Source organism: Paenibacillus sp. FSL M8-0334, from assembly GCF_038000405.1.
In the GTDB taxonomy this organism is placed as follows: domain Bacteria; phylum Bacillota; class Bacilli; order Paenibacillales; family Paenibacillaceae; genus Paenibacillus_AQ; species Paenibacillus_AQ campinasensis.
Genome location: NZ_JBBOCH010000001.1, coordinates 2,034,695 through 2,054,993 on the forward strand (window position 1 = coordinate 2,034,695; position 20,299 = coordinate 2,054,993).

A 20,299-nucleotide genomic window follows, 5' to 3' on the forward strand; every position below is an offset into this window, starting at 1 on the left:
GCCACTATCCTTTAATGCCGGTGGAAGCCACGCCTTGCACAAAGTTTTTCTGCAGCACCAGGAACACAATCAGCACCGGTATAATCGATATGACGCTGGCCGCCATGATCAGCCCATATTCCGCTGAATATTGAGAGATGAACATTCGCAGACCGATCTGGATCGTTTTGAGCTCGGTTTTCGTCAGATAAATCATCGGTCCCAGAAAGTCGTTCCAGGTGGAAACGAAGGTGAAAATAGTCAGCGTGGACAACGCCGGCTTGGACAGGGGCACCATAATCCGCGCCCAGATGCCGTACTCGCTCAGCCCGTCAATGCGGGCTGCCTCGCACAGCTCATCCGGAATGCTCTGGTAGAACTGCCGCATCAGAAATACGCCAAAAGCCGAAAATGCCTGCAGTAAAATAATCGCCAGGTGCGTATTGTTCAGCCCCATGGAACGCATCATGATAAACTGCGGCACCATGTACGCCTGCCAAGGAATCGCAATGGTCGCGATATAACCAAGGAACAGCGCATGCTTGCCTGTAAAATTAAGCTTCGAGAACGCATAGGCGGCAAAGCTCGAGGTCAGAATCTGAAGCGCGGTCACGATCACCGACAACTTGGCCGTATTGTAAATAAAGGTTCCCAGCGGAATGCGCGTCCAAATCTCCTTATAGTTGTTCCAACGCGGAGATTCCGGGATCCACTGCATCGGAAAGGTGAACACGTCCTTGTTCAGCTTGAGCGAAGAGGAAAGCATCCATAAATAGGGAACAAGCATACATAGGACAACAACAAACAATATCAAATAGGCCAGCACCTTGACCCCGATTTTAACCCTTTTGTTAGTTCCTACCATATCTGTTTATCCTCCTATTGTCCATACTTCTTCTCACCCTGGAACTGAATCAACGTAATTCCAAGGACGAGCAGGAATAATACGATGGCGATGGCACTGGCATAACCGTAATCCAACGAACGAAATGCCGTATTGTAGATTTGATAGACCAGGACCCTTGTCGCATCGTTCAGCTGGTTATCCGCACCGGCAAACAGGTTGATGAAGATATCGTAGACTTTAAACGAGTTAATGATCAGAATCATCAGGACAAAAAAGCTCGTTGGCGCTAACTGAGGAATCGTCACATTCCGGAATCGCTGCCAGGCATTTGCGCCGTCGAGCTCGGCGGCTTCATACAGTTCGGGGTTGACGCCCTGAAGCCCGGCCAAATAAATCACCATATAATAGCCCATGTTCTTCCATACGGTGAACAGCACGACCGTGAACATGGCCCAATCTTTATCCGCAGCCCAGCGAGGCAGATCCTCGATCGGCACGCCTGTCAGTGCGTGCAGGAGATTGTTTACGGGGCCCATCGTCGGACTGAATATAAAGTTCCACACCGCAGCAACCGCAACGAGGGAGGCCACATACGGGAAGAAGAACACCGTTCTCATAAAATCGCGGGCGAACAGCTTCTGATTGAGCAGAATCGCCAGCCCCAGCGCACACACCATCGTCAGCGGCACGACGCCGACGGTATAAACAATGGTGTTCCACAACGCTTTATGAAAAGTGGGGTCCTTCCATAAACGAATAAAATGACTGACCCCGGTAAATTCCATCGGGTTTGCGCCATCCCATTTTACAAAGGCCAGAATAAACGCAAATACCATCGGCACCAGCGTAAAGAGCGCAAAGCCGATAAAGTTCGGGGCAATAAAGCTATAGGCAATCAAATGCTCTCGGGTCTTTTTGGATAAGCGACTCTTTCTTATCGTTTTCGGATTGATTGTCGTTTCGTTCCGCATCCGTTCTCCTCCAAACTTGTTGGCGCTACATAGGAAGGGCGGGCTGCTATAGCCCGCCCTCGATACATGCCCTTAGGTTGCTTGATGCCGCGCGCTTGCACCGCTGGTCAAGACCGTCAATTCATCGGTACCCGGCATACTGTCTCAGTTGTTCAGAATCAGCTGTACCCGTGTTGTCATATCCTCCAACCCTTGTTCGATGGTGGTGTTTTGGGTCATAATGCTGTCATGTGCTTCATTAAGAATGACTTCGATGTCCGCGCTCTTGTCATGCAGAGGCATCTCGAGATAGGTGGTTGCCGTCGTTAATGCTTCCTTGCTCGCTTCATCCGTCGGGAATCCATCCATGGATGCAATCGAGTTGATCACTTCCTCGTTCTTGATCGCCGGAAGCGTGCCTGTGGAGGCAATGACGGCTGCGCCTTCTTCACCGGTCACGAATTTCAGGAAATCTAGCGCCGCCGCTTTATTCGCGGATTTCTGGTTTACCGCCAACGAGGTGATGGTGCCGAGCGTCGTGCCTGCTTCTACCCCCTCCGGATGCGGATACTTCACAATCCCCCAGTTGGTTGCCTGTGATTCACCACTCTTAACCTTCTCGATTTGAGTGGATATGAACCAGCTGCCCATGTTCATCATCGCCACCGAATTGTTGTAGAACACGCCGGAGTAGTGGGTGCTGGATGTTTTCAGTGTCGCGTAATCCATCACGATCCCGTCCTCCTGCTGCTTCAGAATTCGCTCATAGGTCGGCTTCAGGAAATCATACTCCCCCTCAACCACCGTATGCTGCCCGTCCAGAATGCCGAATAACTGAACCGCGCTTCGCCACGTGTGATAATGAGCGCCATATACTTTCTCCGCTCCGCTGCCGGAGGTTACCTTCCGGGCCAGCTCATCATATTGGTCCAAGGTCATGTCATTCGTCGGATAAGGAACGCCCGCTTGGTCGAACAGATCCTTGTTGTAATAAATAATCCAGAAGTCACTGCGGAAAGGAAGCGCATACACTTCATCGTTCATTACGATCTGCTCAACGGTTCCGTCATAGCGCGCCGGATCGATGTTCTGCTCGCTCATGAACGCTTTCAGCGGCTCCAGATGATTCTGCTTCACCAGGTTGGCGTAACCCGGAATGTCCTTTACGGTCAAAATGTCCAGATCGGCCCCTCCCGAAAGCTGCGTGCTGAGCATCGTCATATAATCGGTGGAGCCCAGATCCACGTATTCAATCGTGACATTCGGATTCTTCTCCCGATACGCGTCGATCAATGGCTGATAATACGTCGTTGCCTCCCAGTCCCACAGCGCCCACTTCAAAGTGACCGGGTCTGTCGACGGAGACTCGGAAGCGCTTCCAGATTGGTCCGGCGCAGGAGACTCGGCCGAAGGTGTGGTGCTTTTCTGACCGGAGCAACCGGCCAGCAGAGTGAATGACAGGATCACCGTCAACGTCATTCCTAACAATTTACGCATGCTCATATGTGCTCCCCTTTTCGTCTGGTTTGGATGCCTGACTTCCTTGTCGAACTTCTATAAATATCCTAGTTGAATTTATAATGAAAGGGCATACATTTTTGTTGTCTGTTCATTCACTTTTGTGTTGCTTTCTCTAAGCTCAGGTCAGAAAGCTGTATTATTGTGATGAAAACCTGTAAAAATTGCAGTTTCTGTCCTGAGAGGAGTATCAGCTGAAAAATGATTCTGGTATGGTAAGAATACCCACACTTTGGAAGCGCTTTTAATTTTGCCGGCAAGGAGGAGGCGGTTCTGACGAGACGAAAAGCGACCATCAAACGTCGAATTATTATGCTGATGACGATTTTTGCCCTGCTCATGGCTTCGTTGCTGTCGTTTTTCAGCTATGAGCTGATCTCCTATTTTCAGCGGAAAACGACGATCCAGGCGACCGAGTTCAATCTGCAGCTGGTGTCTCATATTATCGAACAGGATTTTATCAATTTGTCCATGCTGGCGATGACCAGCAGCACCAATTCCTCGACGAACCGGATGCTGAATGAATATTTTCGTTCGAGCCCGGCCAGCTCCGCTATGGGGGCGATACATGCGTTCACCTCGCTGCAGGAGGACTTCCGGGTGAACCGCTCCAACAGCTATGTGCGTCGGCTGATCGTAACCGACAATGAGGATAAGTTTATTCAGGTGGACAATTCCGTCAGTGCCTCCGTTCCCTTAACCATTCATAATCTTAGCCAGCTGACCGGGCTGTTTCCGGACGTCTCCGAGGAGTGGGTGCGAATCATTCAAGACCCGTTCTCCCTCACCCAGACCATCCCGTTTGTCTTGCCGATTTACGGAGACCGGGCCAGCCACACCGGGACCGTATACCTGCTGGCGAGCACCAACATCATCACTGACAAATTGAAAGGTTACCCTCTGCCGTCAGATTCGAGGCTGCTGCTGACCCTGGGCAGCAACAGCTATGAAATTCAAGGGGATCGCATTCTCCCCATAACGGCGAGCTATACGGTCTCCCCGTATGAAGAAGATACGGCCAGCGGCAGCGTGACATCCGTATCTCTGCTGGAGAATGAAGCTGGGGACCGAATGATCTCGGTGACGTATCCGATACGCAAAGGGGTTGCTTTATCACAGACCTTAATGAAAGGACAATTCGCCCCCCAATGGAATATCTGGCTGCTGCTGATGATCGGAGTATGCCTGCTTGTCCTGGCTTCCAGCGGGTTCATTACGGTGTATTTGACGAGAACTATCAGTCTCCCGGTCGAAAAGCTGAAGAAACGCATCGATAAAATCGCACAAGGAAACTTCCTCGTTGACCGTAATATGGAATGGAACAGCGAGCTGGGCGATGTCGGTCGGGGAATTAACCGGTTGTCCCAAGATATCGTTGCTCTTATGGAAAGACGGGTGGCTGACGAGAAGCTGAGGCAGGAGCTGGAATATCGCATGCTTCAGAGTCAGATTAACCCGCACTTCCTCTACAACACACTCAACTCCATCAAGTGGATGGCCACCATCCAGAACGCAACCGGGATTGCCGAGATGACAACGTCCCTCTCGCGCCTTCTGCGGAGCGTCGCCAAGGATATGCGCAAGCTGGTGACGCTTAAGGAGGAGCTCAGTCTGCTGGATGATTATTTCCTGATTCAGAACTACCGTTACGGCAATAAAATCACGATGGAAACGGCCATCGAGGATGAACGGCTGCTGTCCGGGCTAATCCCAAGGTTTACGCTCCAGCCGCTCGTGGAAAACGCAATCTTTCACGGGGTTGAACCGAAAGGCGGCGGCCATATCAGGCTCAGTGTAAAGCGCAGCGGAATGAACGAAATTATGATTGTGCTGGAGGATAACGGCGTGGGGATGAGCGAAGCACAGATTGCCAGCATCTTATCAAAGCACGCTCCTGACCCGGAGGGCTTGACCACTGAAGGTATGGGCCTGCGCAATGTCAACGAGCGGCTCCGCCTGACCTACGGCGAGAGATACGGCATATCGATTGAGAGTGTCCTGAACGAATACACCAGGATGCGCATTCTGCTGCCCCATCTCCGAACCGAGTCGCCCGGCCGATTCTGACACTCCCCTTACTGCCAGATAAGGGCAGAGCAGTACCAGGATAATGAAGAGAAACGGAGGATGTCATCATGATCAAATTGCTGATTGCCGATGATGAAGCGCTGGTCTGTATCGGGCTGCAGTCCATGCTGAAATGGGAGGATTACCATATCGAGATTGTTGGGGTCGCTCATAATGGCGCGCAGGCCGAGGAGATGATCGAAGCCCTTCGTCCTGATATCGTTCTCTCGGATATCAAAATGCCGGTCAAGTCTGGCCTCGAGGTTGCGGCTTCCGCCCGCGAGCGGTATGGACGCCTTCCGCTGTTCATTATGCTGACCAGCTATGAGGAATTTGAATATGCCCGCAGCGCCATCGAGCTGCAGGCGGTGGATTATCTCGTCAAGCTTGATTTGACTCCGCAATCGCTGGGCGAGTCCATCCGCAAGGCGGCTTCCTTGCTCCGGGATTACCGAACGATGGAGACTTATCCCGAGCTGCTGCAGCGAGGCAATTTGCAGGCACAGCGGGATAAATTTTTCATCCGTCTGTTCAACCATCTGTTTGAAAGCAAAAGCCAGTATGCGCTTCAGAAGGAAGACCTGGGGATCGAATTTCCGGCTCCAGCTTACCTGGTTTGCACCTGCCGTATTCTTGGGCCGGATACCGTACCGTCTCGGGGTGACAAACTGGTGGCCTTATGCGCCAGCACCGTACAGATGGCCAAGGACACCCTGAGCACGGTCAGCGACTGCTATGTCACCAGTCTGGACCTGCGCAATTTCGCCATCACCCTGCCGGCCCTAGGAACGGCCCCGGACACCTGGATGCCGGAAGTACAGAAGCTGCTAGCGGACATGGCAGGCGTCCTGCATAATTACTTCAACGTCACCGTGATTGGCGCGGCGGGCTTTGCGGTAGAAGACCCGTACCAGCTGCGGGACAGTTACTGGGCCGCCCGGAAGATATTGCCGGCAGCCGTGAAGGAGCAGTCATTCGTCTTCTATGACCAAGCGGAGCATGGGGATGCAGAGCAGCCCCTGTTCGATTTCACCGAACTTCGTGCCGAGATCCGGCGCGCCTTCGAGGAGCTTGATACGCACGCTCTACATTCGGTAATATCCAGCATGATCAACAGTTTCGAGGAGCGGCCTGACCTGCTCGTTCCGGCCATGGACGCCGCTTGCAGCGTCCTGTACATGGCCACATCGCTGCTGACAGACGGCGAGGACATCGTCGAATCGATTTTCGAACATGAACCGGAAGGATATCGCGCCCTCTACCAAATGAAATCCATCGATGGCATTGTAAGCTGGCTGGTCCGCTTCCGCGACGGCTGCTGCGAGATGCTCGCCTCGCGTAAGACGAGTTACAAAGAACAGGTGGTGCGAAACGTTCAGGCATATATTCGCCGGAATCTCGATACCAAGCTGTCCCTGAACCAAGTCGCCGATGTGTTCAACTTCAGTCCGAATTACTTGAGTCATCTGTTCTCCAGAATTGCCAAGGTCAACTTTGTGGAGTATGTGACGAATACCAAAATCGCCGCAGCCAAGGACATGATGCTTCGCGGTGAGGGAAGAATCTACGAGATCTCCCAGAAGCTCGGGTACGAAAGTGCATTCTATTTTAGCAAGGTGTTTAAGAAAGTGGAGGGCGTCTCGCCAAGGGAATACATGCAGCGCATGGAGTCGGTTCGATGAGTTAGAGGAAGGTCATAACGTAAAGCCGGAAATACTTAGCGAGGAAAGAAAAAAGACTCGATGTCTGGGTAAGTAAACATCGAGTCCAAATTATGTAGGGATACCTTTGGGGTGACTGCGCCTTCTTGCGTCATTATCCCTTTTGCTCAGGGGCTTAGTGTGACTGCGTCTCCTTGCGTCATTATCCCTTTTGCTCAGGAACTTGGTGTGACTGCGTCTCCTTGCACCGTTATCCCTTTCGCTCAGGAAATTGGTGTGGCTGCATTTCCTTGCACCGTTATCCCTTTCGCTCAGGAAATTGGTGTGGCTGCATTTCCTTGCACCGTTATCCCTTTCGTTCAGGAGACAAGGGGCCGGAGGTGGAAATAGAGCGGTGGAAATGGAATGGGTAGTGTGCCGTTGCCGCCCTGATCAAACGGGATAATGATACAAAGCGGCCGGGGTGTTGATCTACCGCCAACCCACCGGCCACCGTCCATTGGCACCGACCTGCTTTTGTACACACGCTCTTATTGCCCTTCCACGTTTCTTGCCACCTTCCACGTTCCTGCCACGATCTGTTACGGGACGAACTGGCGTACAAGGAGGATAAAGTCCCCTAATTTCCTTACTTGTGCTGTTCTTCCATCAACCCGCACTGTCTTATTGAGCGAACACGTAGATCCTGGGCACAGCCACTTTCTCGCTTATATCTTTACTCCGCGAACAATCTAAACGTATGTGTAATCGGTGCTGCCTCCGTAACCTCCGCCGAAGGGAGTGTGACCACCAGTCCCGCCGCAGTGCGCTCATAGGCCAATTCGTCACTCGTACCCACAAGCTCGATCCGCTTCACGCCTCCGGTATAAGGAATCACCAGCTGCTGCTGCACGTCCTCGTCCTTCTTGTATAGACGGAAAGCATAGGTGACGTTCTCCTTGCGTGTAAAAGCCCAGCCATCTGTAAAATAAGGATCACAGATTCGGGTTCCGTAAATCCCTTCTCCGTGAACTTTCAGCCATTCGCCAAGCGCCTTGATGCTTCGAATCGCGCCGGCGGGCAGCCGTCCATCCGGCTGCGGCCCCACGTTCAAGGCCAGATTGCCGCCTTTGGCCACCACTTCCAGCAGGATGTGGGCCAGCTGTCTGGCCGATTTGTACTGGTCATCATATCCGAAGGCAAATGAATGCCCCACCGTAATGCAGCTCTCCCACGGAATATTCATCGGCCGATCCGGGATGGTCTGCTCTGGTGTTACGATATTTTCGTACGGGCCTCCTACCGTGCGGTCTGCCACCAGCAGCCATGGCTGGTGCTTCCGGGCTCTCTCCACGACCTCGCCCAGACGAATGTCCTGAGGGACACGTCCTCCGTCACGGACCCAGCCCGCGTCAAGCCACAGGCACTCGATCCGGCCGTACCGGGTCATCAGCTCCATGATCTGCTCATGCGTAAACTGTACGAATTGCTCCCATAGCCACGGGTATTTCTGCGGGTCATAGGATGGCCCGCGCCACATATGCCGCCCACGCTCCATCCCTGGCGCCCAGTAGTATGGCGTGTGCCAGTCCGCCTTGGAGAAGTATGCCGAGATGCCCAGCCCCTTGGCGCGGAAGGCATCAAACAGCTCCCGGCAAATATCGGCATATCTATGTCTATGGAACGGCGTGTCCGTCCCTGTAATCCGGTAGTCGGTCGTATGCGTGTCCCACATGCAGAAGCCGTCATGATGCTTGGTGGTGAACAGCAAATATTTGAAGCCGTTATCGGCAGCAAGGTCCGCCCACTTATCCGGCTGAAACCGGATCGGGTTGAACGTCTTGTTCAGGTCGAAGTATTCCCGCTTGAACTCTTCCATATCGTCAGTCCAATCCACATGATCCCTGGACCAATCGCCGTCTTCGTCACTCAGCGCCCAGGATTCCACCATCCCGAGCTGGGAGTATGGACCCCAGTGCATCATCAGACCAAGCTTCTGATCCTTGAACCATTCCAGCCGCTCGTTCAGCAGCGGCTCTTCCGGCTTGACCCATGACTCCTCCTTGCTGAAGTTATGTACTCCGGCTTCAACCACTTGCTCTTCCGCTTCCTGCAGCGTTTCCTTGATCTCACTCATCTCTATCATCTCCCCATCTCGTTTTAACCCAAATCAGGCTCGTCCACGAAACGAACCACTGGCTCTGCCGTACCGTGCAGTTCAAACACTACGATCTCATTCTTGCCTTCCCGCAGAAGCGGCCCTGGCACATACAGCGTCTGCTGCGGGCCGCGATGCCAGTAGCGTCCTATATTGAACCCGTTCACATACGCCACGCCTTTCGTCCAACCATCAAGCCGCAGGAATGTGTCCTTCACCTCATCAACAAGCAGCGTTCCCCTATAGAAGGTTGGTTGCTCCTTCTGGTCGTTCCCTGACAGGCTGCTATATTGCAGTGAGGACAAGTCCTCCAGCGGAAGACAGTGGATCGTCCAGTCATACAGGAACTGAAATCCATGCCGAACCCCTTCCGTGATGCCCTTGGGGTCTCTCAAGTACGGCCCATAATTGACCCGCCCCATGTTTTCAACGAAAATGGACAGCTCCGCGCCCCCCGCTGGCACTTCAAATGCAAGGCTTGTTTCCGTATCATTGCGCTCCAGCACACCCTGCAGCTTCCCATCCAGGAAGACCAACGCCCGGTCCCGTACCTCCTGCACGACAAGCTCCTGCTTCTCTCTCGGGCCGGTGATTCGTGTACGGTACAGAATATAACCGTAATGCTGCCCCAGCTTCTCCATCGGCTCCGGGGTCGTCCGCCGCACGGGTGTAGCTAACTGCTCTACCTGGGCAAACAGCCCTGCTTGCTCCGTCATCTCCACCTTGCCGTAGGCGCGTGTTCCGATTCGCTCCGGCAGCGTCAGCGGACCGATATCCTTATAACGCGCAATCACCTCGCGCACGGCGTGAAATTTTGCCGTCGGTTCCCCCGATTCACTGAGCAGCGAGTCATAATCATAACTCGTGATGGTCGGCTCATATTGATTCTTCTTCTGACAGTTCGCCCCGTTGTAAAACCCGAAGTTGGTCCCGCCATGAAACATGTAGAAATTGACCGACGCCTGCTCCTCCAGCATCTCCTCGAACACACGGGCCACATCAGCAGCGTCTCTCGTATGATGCTCCTCGCCCCAATGGTCGAACCAGCCGTTCCAGTATTCCATGCACATCAGCGGCCCATCCGGCTGATATTCACGCAATTTGGCGAATGCCTCTTTCGTTCCTGACCCGAAATTGACGGTCATCAGCATCCCCGGCACCGGTCCGCCCTGCAGCATATGATCGGTCGGACCGTCCGAGGTGAACAGCAGCACATCCATGCCGCGCCGGATCATCCCTTCACGAAGGTAAGCTAAATACTGTGCGTCATTGCCATAGCTTCCATACTCGTTCTCGATCTGCAGCGCAATGATCGGACCGCCGTTCGTGCTCAGCAAAGGCCTTAATCTCGGCAGCAGCTCATCATAATAGCGATCCACATGCTCCAGAAACCTCTCATCGTAACAGCGAAGCTGAATCCGGTCATCTGCCAGCAGCCAGGCAGGCAATCCCCCAAACTCCCACTCCGCGCAAATATATGGGCTGGGGCGAACAATGACCCACAACCCCAGCCCTCCGGCCAGGCGAATGAATCGCTCAAGGTCAGCCATGCCATCAAAACGATACTCCCCCGGCCGAGGCTCGTGGAAATTCCAGGGCACATACGTCTCGACCGTATTCAGTCCGCATGCCTTGAGTTTCAGAAGCCGGTCCTCCCAGTATTCCGGAACGATCCGGAAGTAGTGCAGCGCTCCGGACAATAGCTGAACAGGCTTGCCATCATATACAAACTGAGATTCCTTCACTTCAAGATTTGCCATCTGCCAGTCCCTCCTCCTGTTCGCTCATATATATCCCGATCCTGGACAGGGTTGGATACCATCTGGATTCATGGATCGTAAGACGAATCCACCTTGCCGTTACCGGTGCAAAGCGGCAGATCCGCTTGTACCCCACAACCGTCCCATTACACAATTCAGTCCATTCCTCGCTGCCCTGCCTCCGCGCCTCCAATGTAAACCGTTCAATCCGCTGACCCGAGCGAATATGCTCCATCAGCACGACATGGTCGAAGGTCGCCTTTTCCCGGAGGTCGATCTCCAGCCAAGCCTGCTCCGTCCCTTCCCGCGGTCGCCAGTAGGAGTGAGGATCATCGCTCAATATCGCAGACGCTGCGTACAGCTCATCCGCCGTCTCCGATGCCTGAATAATCGCCGGCTTGGCCAGGTTGTGGCGAAATATGCTCCGCAGCCTGTCGCCGAGGGCCTGCAACCGCTCCGCATCCGTCTCGTGAATCCGTCCCCGCTTGTCAGGCGGCAGATTGAGCAGGAAGTTCGCATTCCCTCCAACGGAGCCATAGTAAATACGCATCAGCTCATCCACCGATTTTACAAGCTCACCCTCGGAGGCATGGTAGAACCAGCCGGGGCGGATCGACGTATTCACTTCTGCCGGATACCAGATCAGATCTCGCTGCCCCCTGATCACATCCCGGCTGCCAAGGTCGATATCCTGCGTATCCATTCTGCTGGCAAAGGTACCGTCATCCACCTGCTGTGACTCCTTCTGGATCTTCTCATTATCCTGAAGATAGGCAGGTACAACGCTCCATTCCGACGGCCGGGTATGTCCCGCCTCGTTGCCGCACCAGCGCACATCCGGGCCGCACACCGAAATGACCGCCTCAGGCTGGAGTTCCCGAATGAGTGCATAGTATGCATCCCAGTCATAGACCTGCTTTTTGCCGTTCGGCCCCTCCCCGCAAGCGCCGTCAAACCAGACGCAGAACACCTCCCCGTAATTCGTTAACAGCTCGCGCAGCTGATGCAGGAAAAATTCATTATATACGTCCGAGTCTCCATACGAGCGCTCATGACGGTCCCATGGCGACAGGTAAATCCCAAACTTCAAACCGCCTTCCCGGCAGGCATCGGCGACTTCCTTCACCAGATCTCCTCTGCCGCTGCGCCATGGGCTGGCAGCCACCGTATGATCCGTGTACTTGCTCGGCCATAAACAGAACCCGTCATGATGCTTGCAGGTCAGAATGAGCCCCGTCATGCCCGCAGATTTGCATACCTCTACCCATTGCCGTGCATCCAGGTCGGTCGGGTTGAAGATCTGAGGCTCCTCGCTCCCCAGCCCCCATTCCCGGTCCGTAAACGTATTGACTGTAAAATGGATAAACGCATACAACTCCATCTCCTGCCACCTTACTTGGCGTTCCGACGGCACGATCTGCGCTGCCGCTTTTATCCAACCCGGAGTGCTCGCACTGTTGCTCATGGCACATCTCTCCTTTCCCTGCCCCTATTCGCTGTGAAGTCGGTTACCTGGTCCTCACGAGCACCGCTTTCCTTTCAATATAAAAGCACGGTCCGGGCCCTGCCATTCACAAAACGTCCGAGTTTTTGACCTTTTGTGCCGGGTTTGATGATATAATCCAGGTGTGTTGAGCAACAAGGCGAGGAAGTGAATCCCATGTACCCTGACATCATCTTTCCGGATATGACCAGCACGCTGCAAATTACAGGATGCCATTTCGGGAACAAGCCTGCAGGCTGGCACTACCCGAAGCATCATCACCATTTATATGAAGTACTCCACTGCCAGGAAGGCGAAGCCGGGCTGGTCATCAATCGTGCGGAGCTGACGCTTTATGCTGGGGACTGGCTGCTGATCCGCGCCGGTGTCCGGCATGAGATCCGTAACGGATCGCCGAAGGGCAGCTTTTCATTTTTCAATATACACTTTGATATCGACGATGCGGATATGCGCAGGTCTTTAAGCCGTACTGACTACAGTCTGCTTCAGGCTTCCGTCGCTGCCACAACGAAGCTCCCGAGCTATATTCAGGCCATCGAGTCGCAGATGCATCGGAGCCTGGATCCGGAACGATCCAGCCCCTCTTCCTCACCTACAGAGCGTAGGCTGACCCTGACTCCAGTGCAGAAAATCAACCTGCAAGCCCATATTCTCCTGATCATTCAGGAGATCATCTCCCTGGAGCAGGCGGATAGTGCAGAGCAGAGGACGGTCGCCCCGGTCACAATCCATGCAGCCGATACGGCCCACCTTATCGAGGAGCAGCTGCGGCGTCTCGTCTCTGCCGACGGCTCCATCGCGCAAATTGCGGACGAACTGAACATGAGCCGCAGCCAGTTCAGCAAACTATTCAAGCAAATCTACGGGGTATCCCCTCGCCAATATGTGACCGACATGAAGCTGAATCTGGCCAAGCAGCTGCTGGTCAGCACCAACCGTACCATTGAGGATATCGCGGATGAGCTTGGCTATCACTCGGCGAGCCATTTTTCCAGACAATTTCGGCGGGGCACCGGCCTGTCTCCCAACCAGTTCCGCCCGCGGCACAGAATATGATATCAAGATAGGCTGCGGTACAGCTTCGTAATCCTCTAATAAAAACACCCCCTGACAGCTTGGTATGCGTCAGGGGGATTGCGTCGTTATGGACAGTGATGGCTCTCCACCAATTAGGGAATTAGAGGATGACCGCTTGTTTTTCAATATCTTGTTACAGGAAAGATAAACTATAAAAAATCGAGACTATTAAAAATAAGCAGCAGGCCGACAATACACATGACCCAGGATAGCGCAGACCCGGACATCGCACCTACCTTCTCGCTGAGGCGGTTCAGCGGCCTCCATGCCCGGCGTCCAAACAGCAAGTACATACCGTACAGAAATAGCGGCGGGAGCACCATCACGAAATTGTAGCCGAACAGGATTGGCAACCATTGCAGCATGTTCAGCTCCGCGCTGGCCATGAGTCCAATCGCCGCAAAATACGGAAACGCCGTCCCCGCCTCCACCAAGGAGGTCGTCAACCCAAGGATCGCCATGGCTCCCAAGCTGTATGATCTTACCCTTGGCAGCTCCTTCCGTTTCTTCGTTGGCACATAGAAGCTGGCGATGAACAAGAGAGCGCCTATACCGAACAAGATCCAGCTGACCAGACGATTTTGAAAAAAAGAGGTGAACGTATGGGCCAGCGCTTCCATCCCGAGCATCAGACACACCCCGATAACAAAGTACACGCCAGCCACCACCGACAGGTAGACAAATAGCCGGGAACCAAGCCGCCGCGTCTCGCTGAGCAGCAAATAGAGCGTCACGCCGATCGTCGCCGGACTCAACGTATCCAGCAGTGCAAGTCCGCCAATCGTAACCAGCAGCTGGATACTCATAAGGATGCTTCTTCCTGGTCCTGCGAATCCTGCTGCAAGCCGGAATGATATAGTTCAAATGCTTTCTCCAGAAAATGAAGCACTTCGGCATCTATCGGATAAAACCCCAACTGTTCCGAAGCTTCCGGTGATTTGCGAAGCTCCCACAGCTTGTCCAGAAACTCCGGCTCCTCTGCAAATTTCTCTTCTGTTTTTTCAGCCATACGCCTTATAATGCTCTGTATTCTAGGCGAGGACGGTCCCTCCTTCATGCAGCGCTGCACCTGCCCAATCAGGGCGATCCATTCCAGCGAATCCGGATCTTCCGCTTTCATACGTGGGAGCTGCTGCCATAAGCCCATCTCCTTCTCACTCAACACAGCCGTCTTAAAAGCCGCTTGCTTCTCCCTGTCCTGCCGCGACAGACGGATCAGCTTCTGCATCGCCATTAGATTTCCTTCCCCGTCCATTGCAATCCCGCTAATCAGCTCACGCAGGGAGGATTCCATATGACGCAGCCGCTCCTGCTCTTCCAGCACGTAAGCCAGCTGACTTTTCAGTGCCGAGTTCCAGTTCCAATCCGGCTTGAGCAGCATCGACTTGATTTCGTCCAGCCGAAAGCCCATCTCTTTTAGAAAACGGATCTGCTGCAGCTTCTTCAAATTATCCTCGGTGTACAGACGGTGTCCGCCCTCGGTTTTCGACACAGCCTTCAGCAAGCCGATCTGGTCATAATATCGCAACGTCCGGACGGTGATACCCAACTGTTTCGCTACCTGCTGAATTGGGATCATCTCCCTCATGGCCCTCGCCACCTCCTTCTGTTATGCATTGCCGAGTTACCGGTCGCCCTTCGGCTTGATCCCTTCCTTGATGAGATAGCCGAGACTAAGACCGATCAGAACCCCGGGGATCGCATTGTCCAGATACAAACCAACACCTGCCCCGATAATAACACAAGCGTAGATCACCACATCTCCTTTGTTCAAATCCATGTCTCCTTCAACCGATATTGGTAGCTGCTTCCCAACCAGTATATAAAATGACGTAACGTCACTTTCAACCCCTAAAATCTTGCTTGAAAGTGACGTTGCGTCATCGCTTATGATGAGAGACGTAATGGATGGATGATGGATGCCTATCTGCTAGCTTGGTCTTTAACGCATGTTATCAGGTGAGGCAGTCCTTTATATTAGGAGGGGAACCCAATGAAGCATACCCAGCTCATGTCACGTTTATCGCTTCTATGCGTGCTCATGGTCACACTACTTCTCAGTGCTTGTACGAGTGATGATACAGCAGAAGATATCCGGCATGCATCACTTGAAGATATTCATACGGTTCACATTGACCACGGCAGCACACCGCTCACCCTGGAGGTTGCGGATGTCGATTCGCTAAAGGCCTCGCTGCTGCTTCCTCGGGGCGGGGAAGGCATAATCGTGGATGAAAGTCAGAAATCCTTAAACATTCGATTGAACAGTGATATCTCACGATTGATCAATCTCGGAAAAAAGCCGCGGCTGCATGTTGTCATTCCTGCTTCTTTTGAAAGAAGAGTTGTGGTCAAGGGGAGTTCGGGCAGCGTCACAGGGCGAGAGCTTCGCTCGCATAGTCTCCATATTGAAGGGAAAAGCGGGGGCATCTTGCTTGAATATGCGGAGCTGAATCAGGATCTGAACGTATCTGTCCATAGCGGCAATGTGCGTTTACGACTAGCGGACAGCGAGCCTGATGCTTCCTGGCGGCTTCAATCCTCAAGCGGCAGGCGATCTGTCGCCTTTCCCTTAGACGGTCAGCGCGAGCAGAAACGACGGACGGAGGGGACGACCGGCAGCGGCTCGGTTCATGTGAGCATTGAAACCAAGTCCGGCAGCATTACAGTGGAATAGATGTTTCCTGAACGAAAGGGATAATCGCACAAAGGCAGCAGGCCGGACACCGGATGTTGGGTGAGATCGGCATAAAAAAAGCTGGATGACGGGAAACACCTCGTGATTCCGCTGTCCAGCTTTGTATTATACGGATTATTGATTCCGAATCATGTAATCGAATGCGCCCAGTGCAGCTGTTGCACCCGATCCCATGGAAATGATAATTTGCTTGTACGCGCTGTTCGTGCAGTCGCCTGCCGCGAATACGCCAGGGATGCTAGTCATACCATGATTGTCAACGACAATCTCACCCATGCGTGTACGTTCCACAGTATCCGCGAGCCAGTCTGTATTCGGTACAAGACCGATTTGGACAAATACGCCCTGCAGTTCAATATGCTTATCTTCGCCGCTTTCACGGTCCGTGTAGGTAATCCCGTCTACTTTAGTAGCACCTGTGATTTCCTTCACTTGTGCATTTTTGATGACAGTCGTATTTGGCAAACTATTGAGGCGATCCTGCAGTACCGAGTCCGCTTTCAACTCAGACATGAATTCCAGAACGGTAACATGTGCTGCAACACCAGCAAGATCAATCGCTGCTTCAACACCGGAGTTGCCTCCGCCCACCACCGCAACATGCTTGCCTGCGAACAGAGGACCATCACAGTGCGGGCAGTAAGCCACGCCCTTGTTCTTGAATTCGGCTTCTCCCGGCACACCCAGGTTGCGCCAACGGGCTCCCGTGGAGAGGATGACGGTTTTGCTCTTCAGCACCGCGCCATTTTCCAATTCAATTTCAACAAGATCCTTCTTCTCCAGACGTTTCGCACGCTGGGACTTCATGATGTCAATGCCATATTCCTTCGCATGCTCTTCAAGGCTAGCTGCGAGTTTAGGACCTTCGGTGTACTTCACGCTGATAAAGTTCTCGATACCCAAAGTATCATTCACTTGTCCGCCAAAACGCTCCGCTACGATGCCTGTGCGAATCCCTTTACGAGCAGCATAGATCGCCGCGCTTGCGCCAGCTGGGCCGCCTCCGACAACCAGTACGTCGTATGGCTCCTTGTTCTCGAACTCCGATGCATCCGAGGTGCCAAGCTTAGCCAGGATATCCTCGATCGTCATTCTGCCGCTCTCGAAGAACTCGCCGTTCAGGTGAACCGTAGGCACGGCCATGATCTCTTTGCTTTCCACTTCTTCCTTGAAGGCAGCGCCGTCGATCATCGTGTGGGTAATGCCAGGGTTCAGGACGCTCATCATGTTGAGTGCCTGCACAACGTCAGGGCAGTTATGGCAGGACAGGCTGACATAAGTCTCGAAATGATACTCGCCTTTAATGCTCTTAATCCGGTCAATGACGTCTTGTTCAACTTTTGGTGCTCTTCCGCTGACCTGAAGCAATGCCAGAACGAGCGAAGTAAATTCATGCCCAAGAGGGACACCGGCAAAGGTAACACCGGTGTCTTCTTCACCAACGCGATTCACGCTAAAGCTTGGTGTTCTAGGCAATGATGCTTGCTCAACTGTAATTTTATCCGACATGCTGGACAGTTCATTCACCAGATCCAGCATGTCAGCCGATACAGAGTCGGTTCCCGCATTGACCTTCAGCAGAACATTCCCTTCCAAAAGCTGCAAGTACTGCTCAAGCTGCTGTTTGATGTCTGCTTCCAGTTTCATAGTTCGTCTCCTTAAATCTTGCCTACAAGATCAAGGCTTGGTTTCAAAGTTTCAGAACCTTCTTTCCACTTAGCAGGGCAAACTTCGCCTGGATGGTTGCGTACATATTGAGCCGCTTTTACTTTGTCGATCAGCGTGCTTGCATCACGTCCGATGCCTTCAGCTGTAATTTCGATAGCTTGTACAACACCGTCTGGGTCGATGATGAATGTACCGCGGTTCGCAACGCCCTCTTCCTCGATCAGAACGTCGAAGTTACGGGAAATGGTATGTGATGGGTCGCCAATCATGATGTAAGTTACTTTTCCGATAGCTTCGGAGCTGTCATGCCAAGCTTTGTGTGTGAAGTGAGTGTCTGTGGATACAGAGTATACTTCAACGCCAAGCTCTTTAAGCGCTGCATATTGGTTCTGCAGATCTTCAAGCTCAGTTGGGCAAACGAAAGTGAAGTCAGCCGGATAGAAGCAAACGATGCTCCATTGACCTTTGAAATTTTCCTCAGTAACTTCGATAAATTTGCCGTTGTGATAAGCTTGTGCTTTAAATGGGAGTACTTCTTTTCCAATCAATGACATGGCAATCTCTCCTTTGGATTATGGTATGGTTTCGAAACAGCACAGCGTCAGGACCCTCAACTACCTTTAGCCCCCGACCATCTGCACTACTTATAACTATTATTATATGGGAACGATTCTCAACGTTCAATTCCCTTCACCAAGTCTTCATAATTAAAACGGAAAAAATGAAAAGAGCTTGAACAACTGCGCGTCCGGGAATACGTACCTTGCAGGCGGTGCATACTAAAGTTCGCACCTGATATGACAAGGAGGATCTTCTCATAGTGAACAGAAACGAGCCAGATAAGAACCTCATCAATACGGTGAAAGAACTGGAGACGACACCTGTAAACAGTTTAGACGCCCAGCAACAACAGCAAGACCGCAATGACCGCCGCAAAATGGCGCTGCATGACGGCGACGAAAAGTACAATGAAAGTGAATCGGATAACCATCGTTAGTCGTAACAACTATCCGAATACACAATCTAAAAAAGCGACCGATCACGGTCGCTTTTTTAGTGCGGGATCAGCAGCGAACCACGGCTCTTGCAGTTGAAGCCTTTCGTGTTCAAGCGCTGGACTATCTGCTCAAGCGGATGACGCTGAATATGGTGAATCAGCTGGATGAACGTCTTCAGAAATACTATGGACAGAGACCAAAACAGACGGCGAGGAACGAACTTTCAACCATACCATCATTATGGAACCGAAAGAAAAACCGGATGACATGCGGCTGGAATCGAAAGGATACTTATGGGCGTATCACTGCTAGGTAGCTTTTTCTGCTATCGAAGAAGCTCGCACGGGAGCTCCCGCGCTTGTAAGAACAAAATTGGACTCTACGAAGCTGGCGGAGCTGTTTCAAAACACTAAAGAGGAACTGTACCAAAATGGTTATCCGGCACCACAAAGTAGAACCCTATTAACAGCCAGGAACCCGCGGCATAAGCGCCGCCTTATGGTTTCTGGCTGGTTGGGGTGTAAAGAGAAGCAAACCTCAACTTAAACATATATCCCTTGTACCAAAATTCTTTAACAAACCCTAAATTTCTAGCGACCGCATTCGATGGATGATTGTCTTCCATACAGTCCCAGTATGGCCTGTACCCCCTGGCAAAACAGTGATCCACGAAATAAGACGCAGCCTTGTACGCCAGTTTCCTTCCTCGATACGATGGAAGGGTTTCGATCGCAATCCCGTGAACGTCCTTATATCGGTATCCTGACATGCAGATGCTGACAATCGACTGATTGTGAAGAATACAGTATCCCATTCCCTGTTCAAAGAACCTTTCTTCGCTTTCCCAGCAGTCCAGGATTTTGGTTATAGCAAACGCCACATTCTCGATAGTCCCTTGATGTAGAAGCTCCTTCGTCAGCTGGGCAACGGTAAACTCATCATCCTGATGCCGCTCTTTCCCTATAGCGTTAAACGTGTCCGGGCATATCATATATACATTCTGATCCCACGAATCCAGTTTCTTATCGTGGAAGATGTCATGAAATGCTGTATACCAGCTTGAATGATTGCCGATGCATTCGAACCAGTTCAGCCCTTGCGCCTTCGCCTCAAATGCGATGGCTTCATCAACGTATCTTTTCACATCCTGATTGAATGCTTCATTTCTTGAATCTCCAACAAATATAAACCCATCATGATTCCCCTGCCAGATGAGACCGCTCCTTGGCTTCTCGATGTGATCCACAAAGATTCTGCCCGGATTTATCCCTTCTACAATCGCCTTCTCTTCGATGTTCACCCCACGGTTTACGAGGTCCCTGCATCTATGAAACTGATGGTTGTCGAGTTCATATATCATTTTCACCGCTCCAATTCTTCAGGATTCACTGTCCTGTAAAAATTGTACGGATTCACTCCTTCTTTATATAGAGAG

At 52.3% G+C, this 20,299-nt stretch carries 17 protein-coding genes; 5 read left to right on the forward strand and 12 right to left on the reverse strand.

Annotation, left to right across the window (positions count from 1 at the left end):
* Nucleotides 1-4: 4 nt before the first annotated feature.
* The 3 genes from MKX64_RS08850 to MKX64_RS08860 form a co-directional block, all read right to left on the reverse strand.
* Nucleotides 5-844: a carbohydrate ABC transporter permease gene (locus tag MKX64_RS08850; protein ID WP_341035671.1), complete on the reverse strand. Its 840-nt coding sequence runs from the start codon at nt 842-844 to the stop codon at nt 5-7.
* Between the two features lie 14 nt (nt 845-858).
* Nucleotides 859-1,797: a carbohydrate ABC transporter permease gene (locus tag MKX64_RS08855; protein WP_341035672.1), complete on the reverse strand. Its 939-nt coding sequence runs from the start codon at nt 1,795-1,797 to the stop codon at nt 859-861.
* 144 nt (nt 1,798-1,941) lie between these two features.
* Entirely contained in the window at nt 1,942-3,273 is a 1,332-nt protein-coding gene (locus MKX64_RS08860) for an ABC transporter substrate-binding protein (protein WP_230875585.1), read from the reverse strand.
* 333 nt (nt 3,274-3,606) lie between these two features.
* On the opposite strand from MKX64_RS08860, the gene MKX64_RS08865 reads away from it, so the two are divergent.
* Both MKX64_RS08865 and MKX64_RS08870 read left to right on the forward strand, forming a co-directional pair.
* The gene (locus MKX64_RS08865) at nt 3,607-5,361 is read left to right on the forward strand and encodes a sensor histidine kinase (RefSeq protein WP_341035673.1); all 1,755 of its coding nucleotides are present in this window, start codon (nt 3,607-3,609) and stop codon (nt 5,359-5,361) included.
* A gap of 68 nt (nt 5,362-5,429) precedes the next feature.
* Nucleotides 5,430-7,043 (forward strand): response regulator transcription factor, encoded by a 1,614-nt coding sequence (locus tag MKX64_RS08870; protein ID WP_341035674.1) that lies wholly within the window; start codon nt 5,430-5,432, stop codon nt 7,041-7,043.
* Nucleotides 7,044-7,737: 694 nt separating this feature from the next.
* Here MKX64_RS08870 and MKX64_RS08875 read toward each other — a convergent pair.
* The 3 genes from MKX64_RS08875 to MKX64_RS08885 are packed head-to-tail and all read right to left on the reverse strand — an operon-like array spanning nt 7,738 to nt 12,384.
* Nucleotides 7,738-9,138, reverse strand: a complete 1,401-nt coding sequence (locus MKX64_RS08875; protein WP_095264229.1) for an alpha-L-fucosidase — start codon at nt 9,136-9,138, stop codon at nt 7,738-7,740.
* A gap of 23 nt (nt 9,139-9,161) precedes the next feature.
* On the reverse strand, nt 9,162-10,919 hold the full coding sequence (locus tag MKX64_RS08880) for a glycoside hydrolase family 35 protein (RefSeq protein WP_341035676.1): 1,758 nt from the start codon (nt 10,917-10,919) through the stop codon (nt 9,162-9,164).
* Complete coding sequence (locus MKX64_RS08885; protein ID WP_341035677.1) at nt 10,906-12,384, reverse strand: alpha-L-fucosidase; 1,479 nt, start codon at nt 12,382-12,384, stop codon at nt 10,906-10,908. Before MKX64_RS08885 ends, MKX64_RS08880 begins: the two co-directional genes overlap by 14 nt.
* Nucleotides 12,385-12,579: 195 nt before the next feature.
* Here MKX64_RS08885 and MKX64_RS08890 point away from each other — a divergent pair, with 195 nt between their 5' ends.
* Nucleotides 12,580-13,479, forward strand: a complete 900-nt coding sequence (locus MKX64_RS08890) for an AraC family transcriptional regulator (protein ID WP_341035678.1) — start codon at nt 12,580-12,582, stop codon at nt 13,477-13,479.
* Between the two features lie 170 nt (nt 13,480-13,649).
* On the opposite strand, the gene MKX64_RS08895 is transcribed toward MKX64_RS08890, so the two are convergent.
* From MKX64_RS08895 to MKX64_RS08905, 3 genes are read right to left on the reverse strand one after another with little or no spacing between them, the layout of a single operon-like run.
* Complete coding sequence (locus tag MKX64_RS08895) at nt 13,650-14,306, reverse strand: GAP family protein (protein ID WP_341035679.1); 657 nt, start codon at nt 14,304-14,306, stop codon at nt 13,650-13,652.
* On the reverse strand, nt 14,303-15,079 hold the full coding sequence (locus MKX64_RS08900; RefSeq protein ID WP_095264396.1) for a MerR family transcriptional regulator: 777 nt from the start codon (nt 15,077-15,079) through the stop codon (nt 14,303-14,305). The genes MKX64_RS08895 and MKX64_RS08900 overlap by 4 nt, the downstream gene beginning before the upstream one ends.
* 45 nt (nt 15,080-15,124) lie before the next feature.
* Nucleotides 15,125-15,274, reverse strand: coding sequence for a hypothetical protein (locus MKX64_RS08905; RefSeq protein ID WP_176475550.1), 150 nt, complete (start codon nt 15,272-15,274; stop codon nt 15,125-15,127).
* A 219-nt stretch (nt 15,275-15,493) separates the two neighbouring features.
* On the opposite strand from MKX64_RS08905, the gene MKX64_RS08910 reads away from it, so the two are divergent.
* Nucleotides 15,494-16,177, forward strand: coding sequence for a DUF4097 family beta strand repeat-containing protein (locus MKX64_RS08910; RefSeq protein WP_095264224.1), 684 nt, complete (start codon nt 15,494-15,496; stop codon nt 16,175-16,177).
* Nucleotides 16,178-16,312: 135 nt separating this feature from the next.
* On the opposite strand, the gene ahpF is transcribed toward MKX64_RS08910, so the two are convergent.
* Both ahpF and ahpC read right to left on the reverse strand, forming a co-directional pair.
* Nucleotides 16,313-17,845, reverse strand: a complete 1,533-nt coding sequence (ahpF, locus tag MKX64_RS08915; protein ID WP_341035680.1) for an alkyl hydroperoxide reductase subunit F — start codon at nt 17,843-17,845, stop codon at nt 16,313-16,315.
* Between the two features lie 11 nt (nt 17,846-17,856).
* Complete coding sequence (gene ahpC / locus MKX64_RS08920) at nt 17,857-18,420, reverse strand: alkyl hydroperoxide reductase subunit C (protein ID WP_095264222.1); 564 nt, start codon at nt 18,418-18,420, stop codon at nt 17,857-17,859.
* Nucleotides 18,421-18,686: 266 nt separating this feature from the next.
* Between ahpC and MKX64_RS08925 the strand changes: the two genes are divergently transcribed.
* Nucleotides 18,687-18,863 carry a hypothetical protein gene (locus MKX64_RS08925; protein WP_155617479.1) on the forward strand — a complete coding sequence of 59 codons (177 nt, stop codon included), beginning with the start codon at nt 18,687-18,689 and terminating at the stop codon, nt 18,861-18,863.
* A gap of 497 nt (nt 18,864-19,360) precedes the next feature.
* Here MKX64_RS08925 and MKX64_RS08930 read toward each other — a convergent pair whose 3' ends face one another.
* The gene (locus MKX64_RS08930) at nt 19,361-20,224 is read right to left on the reverse strand and encodes a GNAT family N-acetyltransferase (protein ID WP_155617478.1); all 864 of its coding nucleotides are present in this window, start codon (nt 20,222-20,224) and stop codon (nt 19,361-19,363) included.
* Nucleotides 20,225-20,299: the final 75 nt, after the last annotated feature.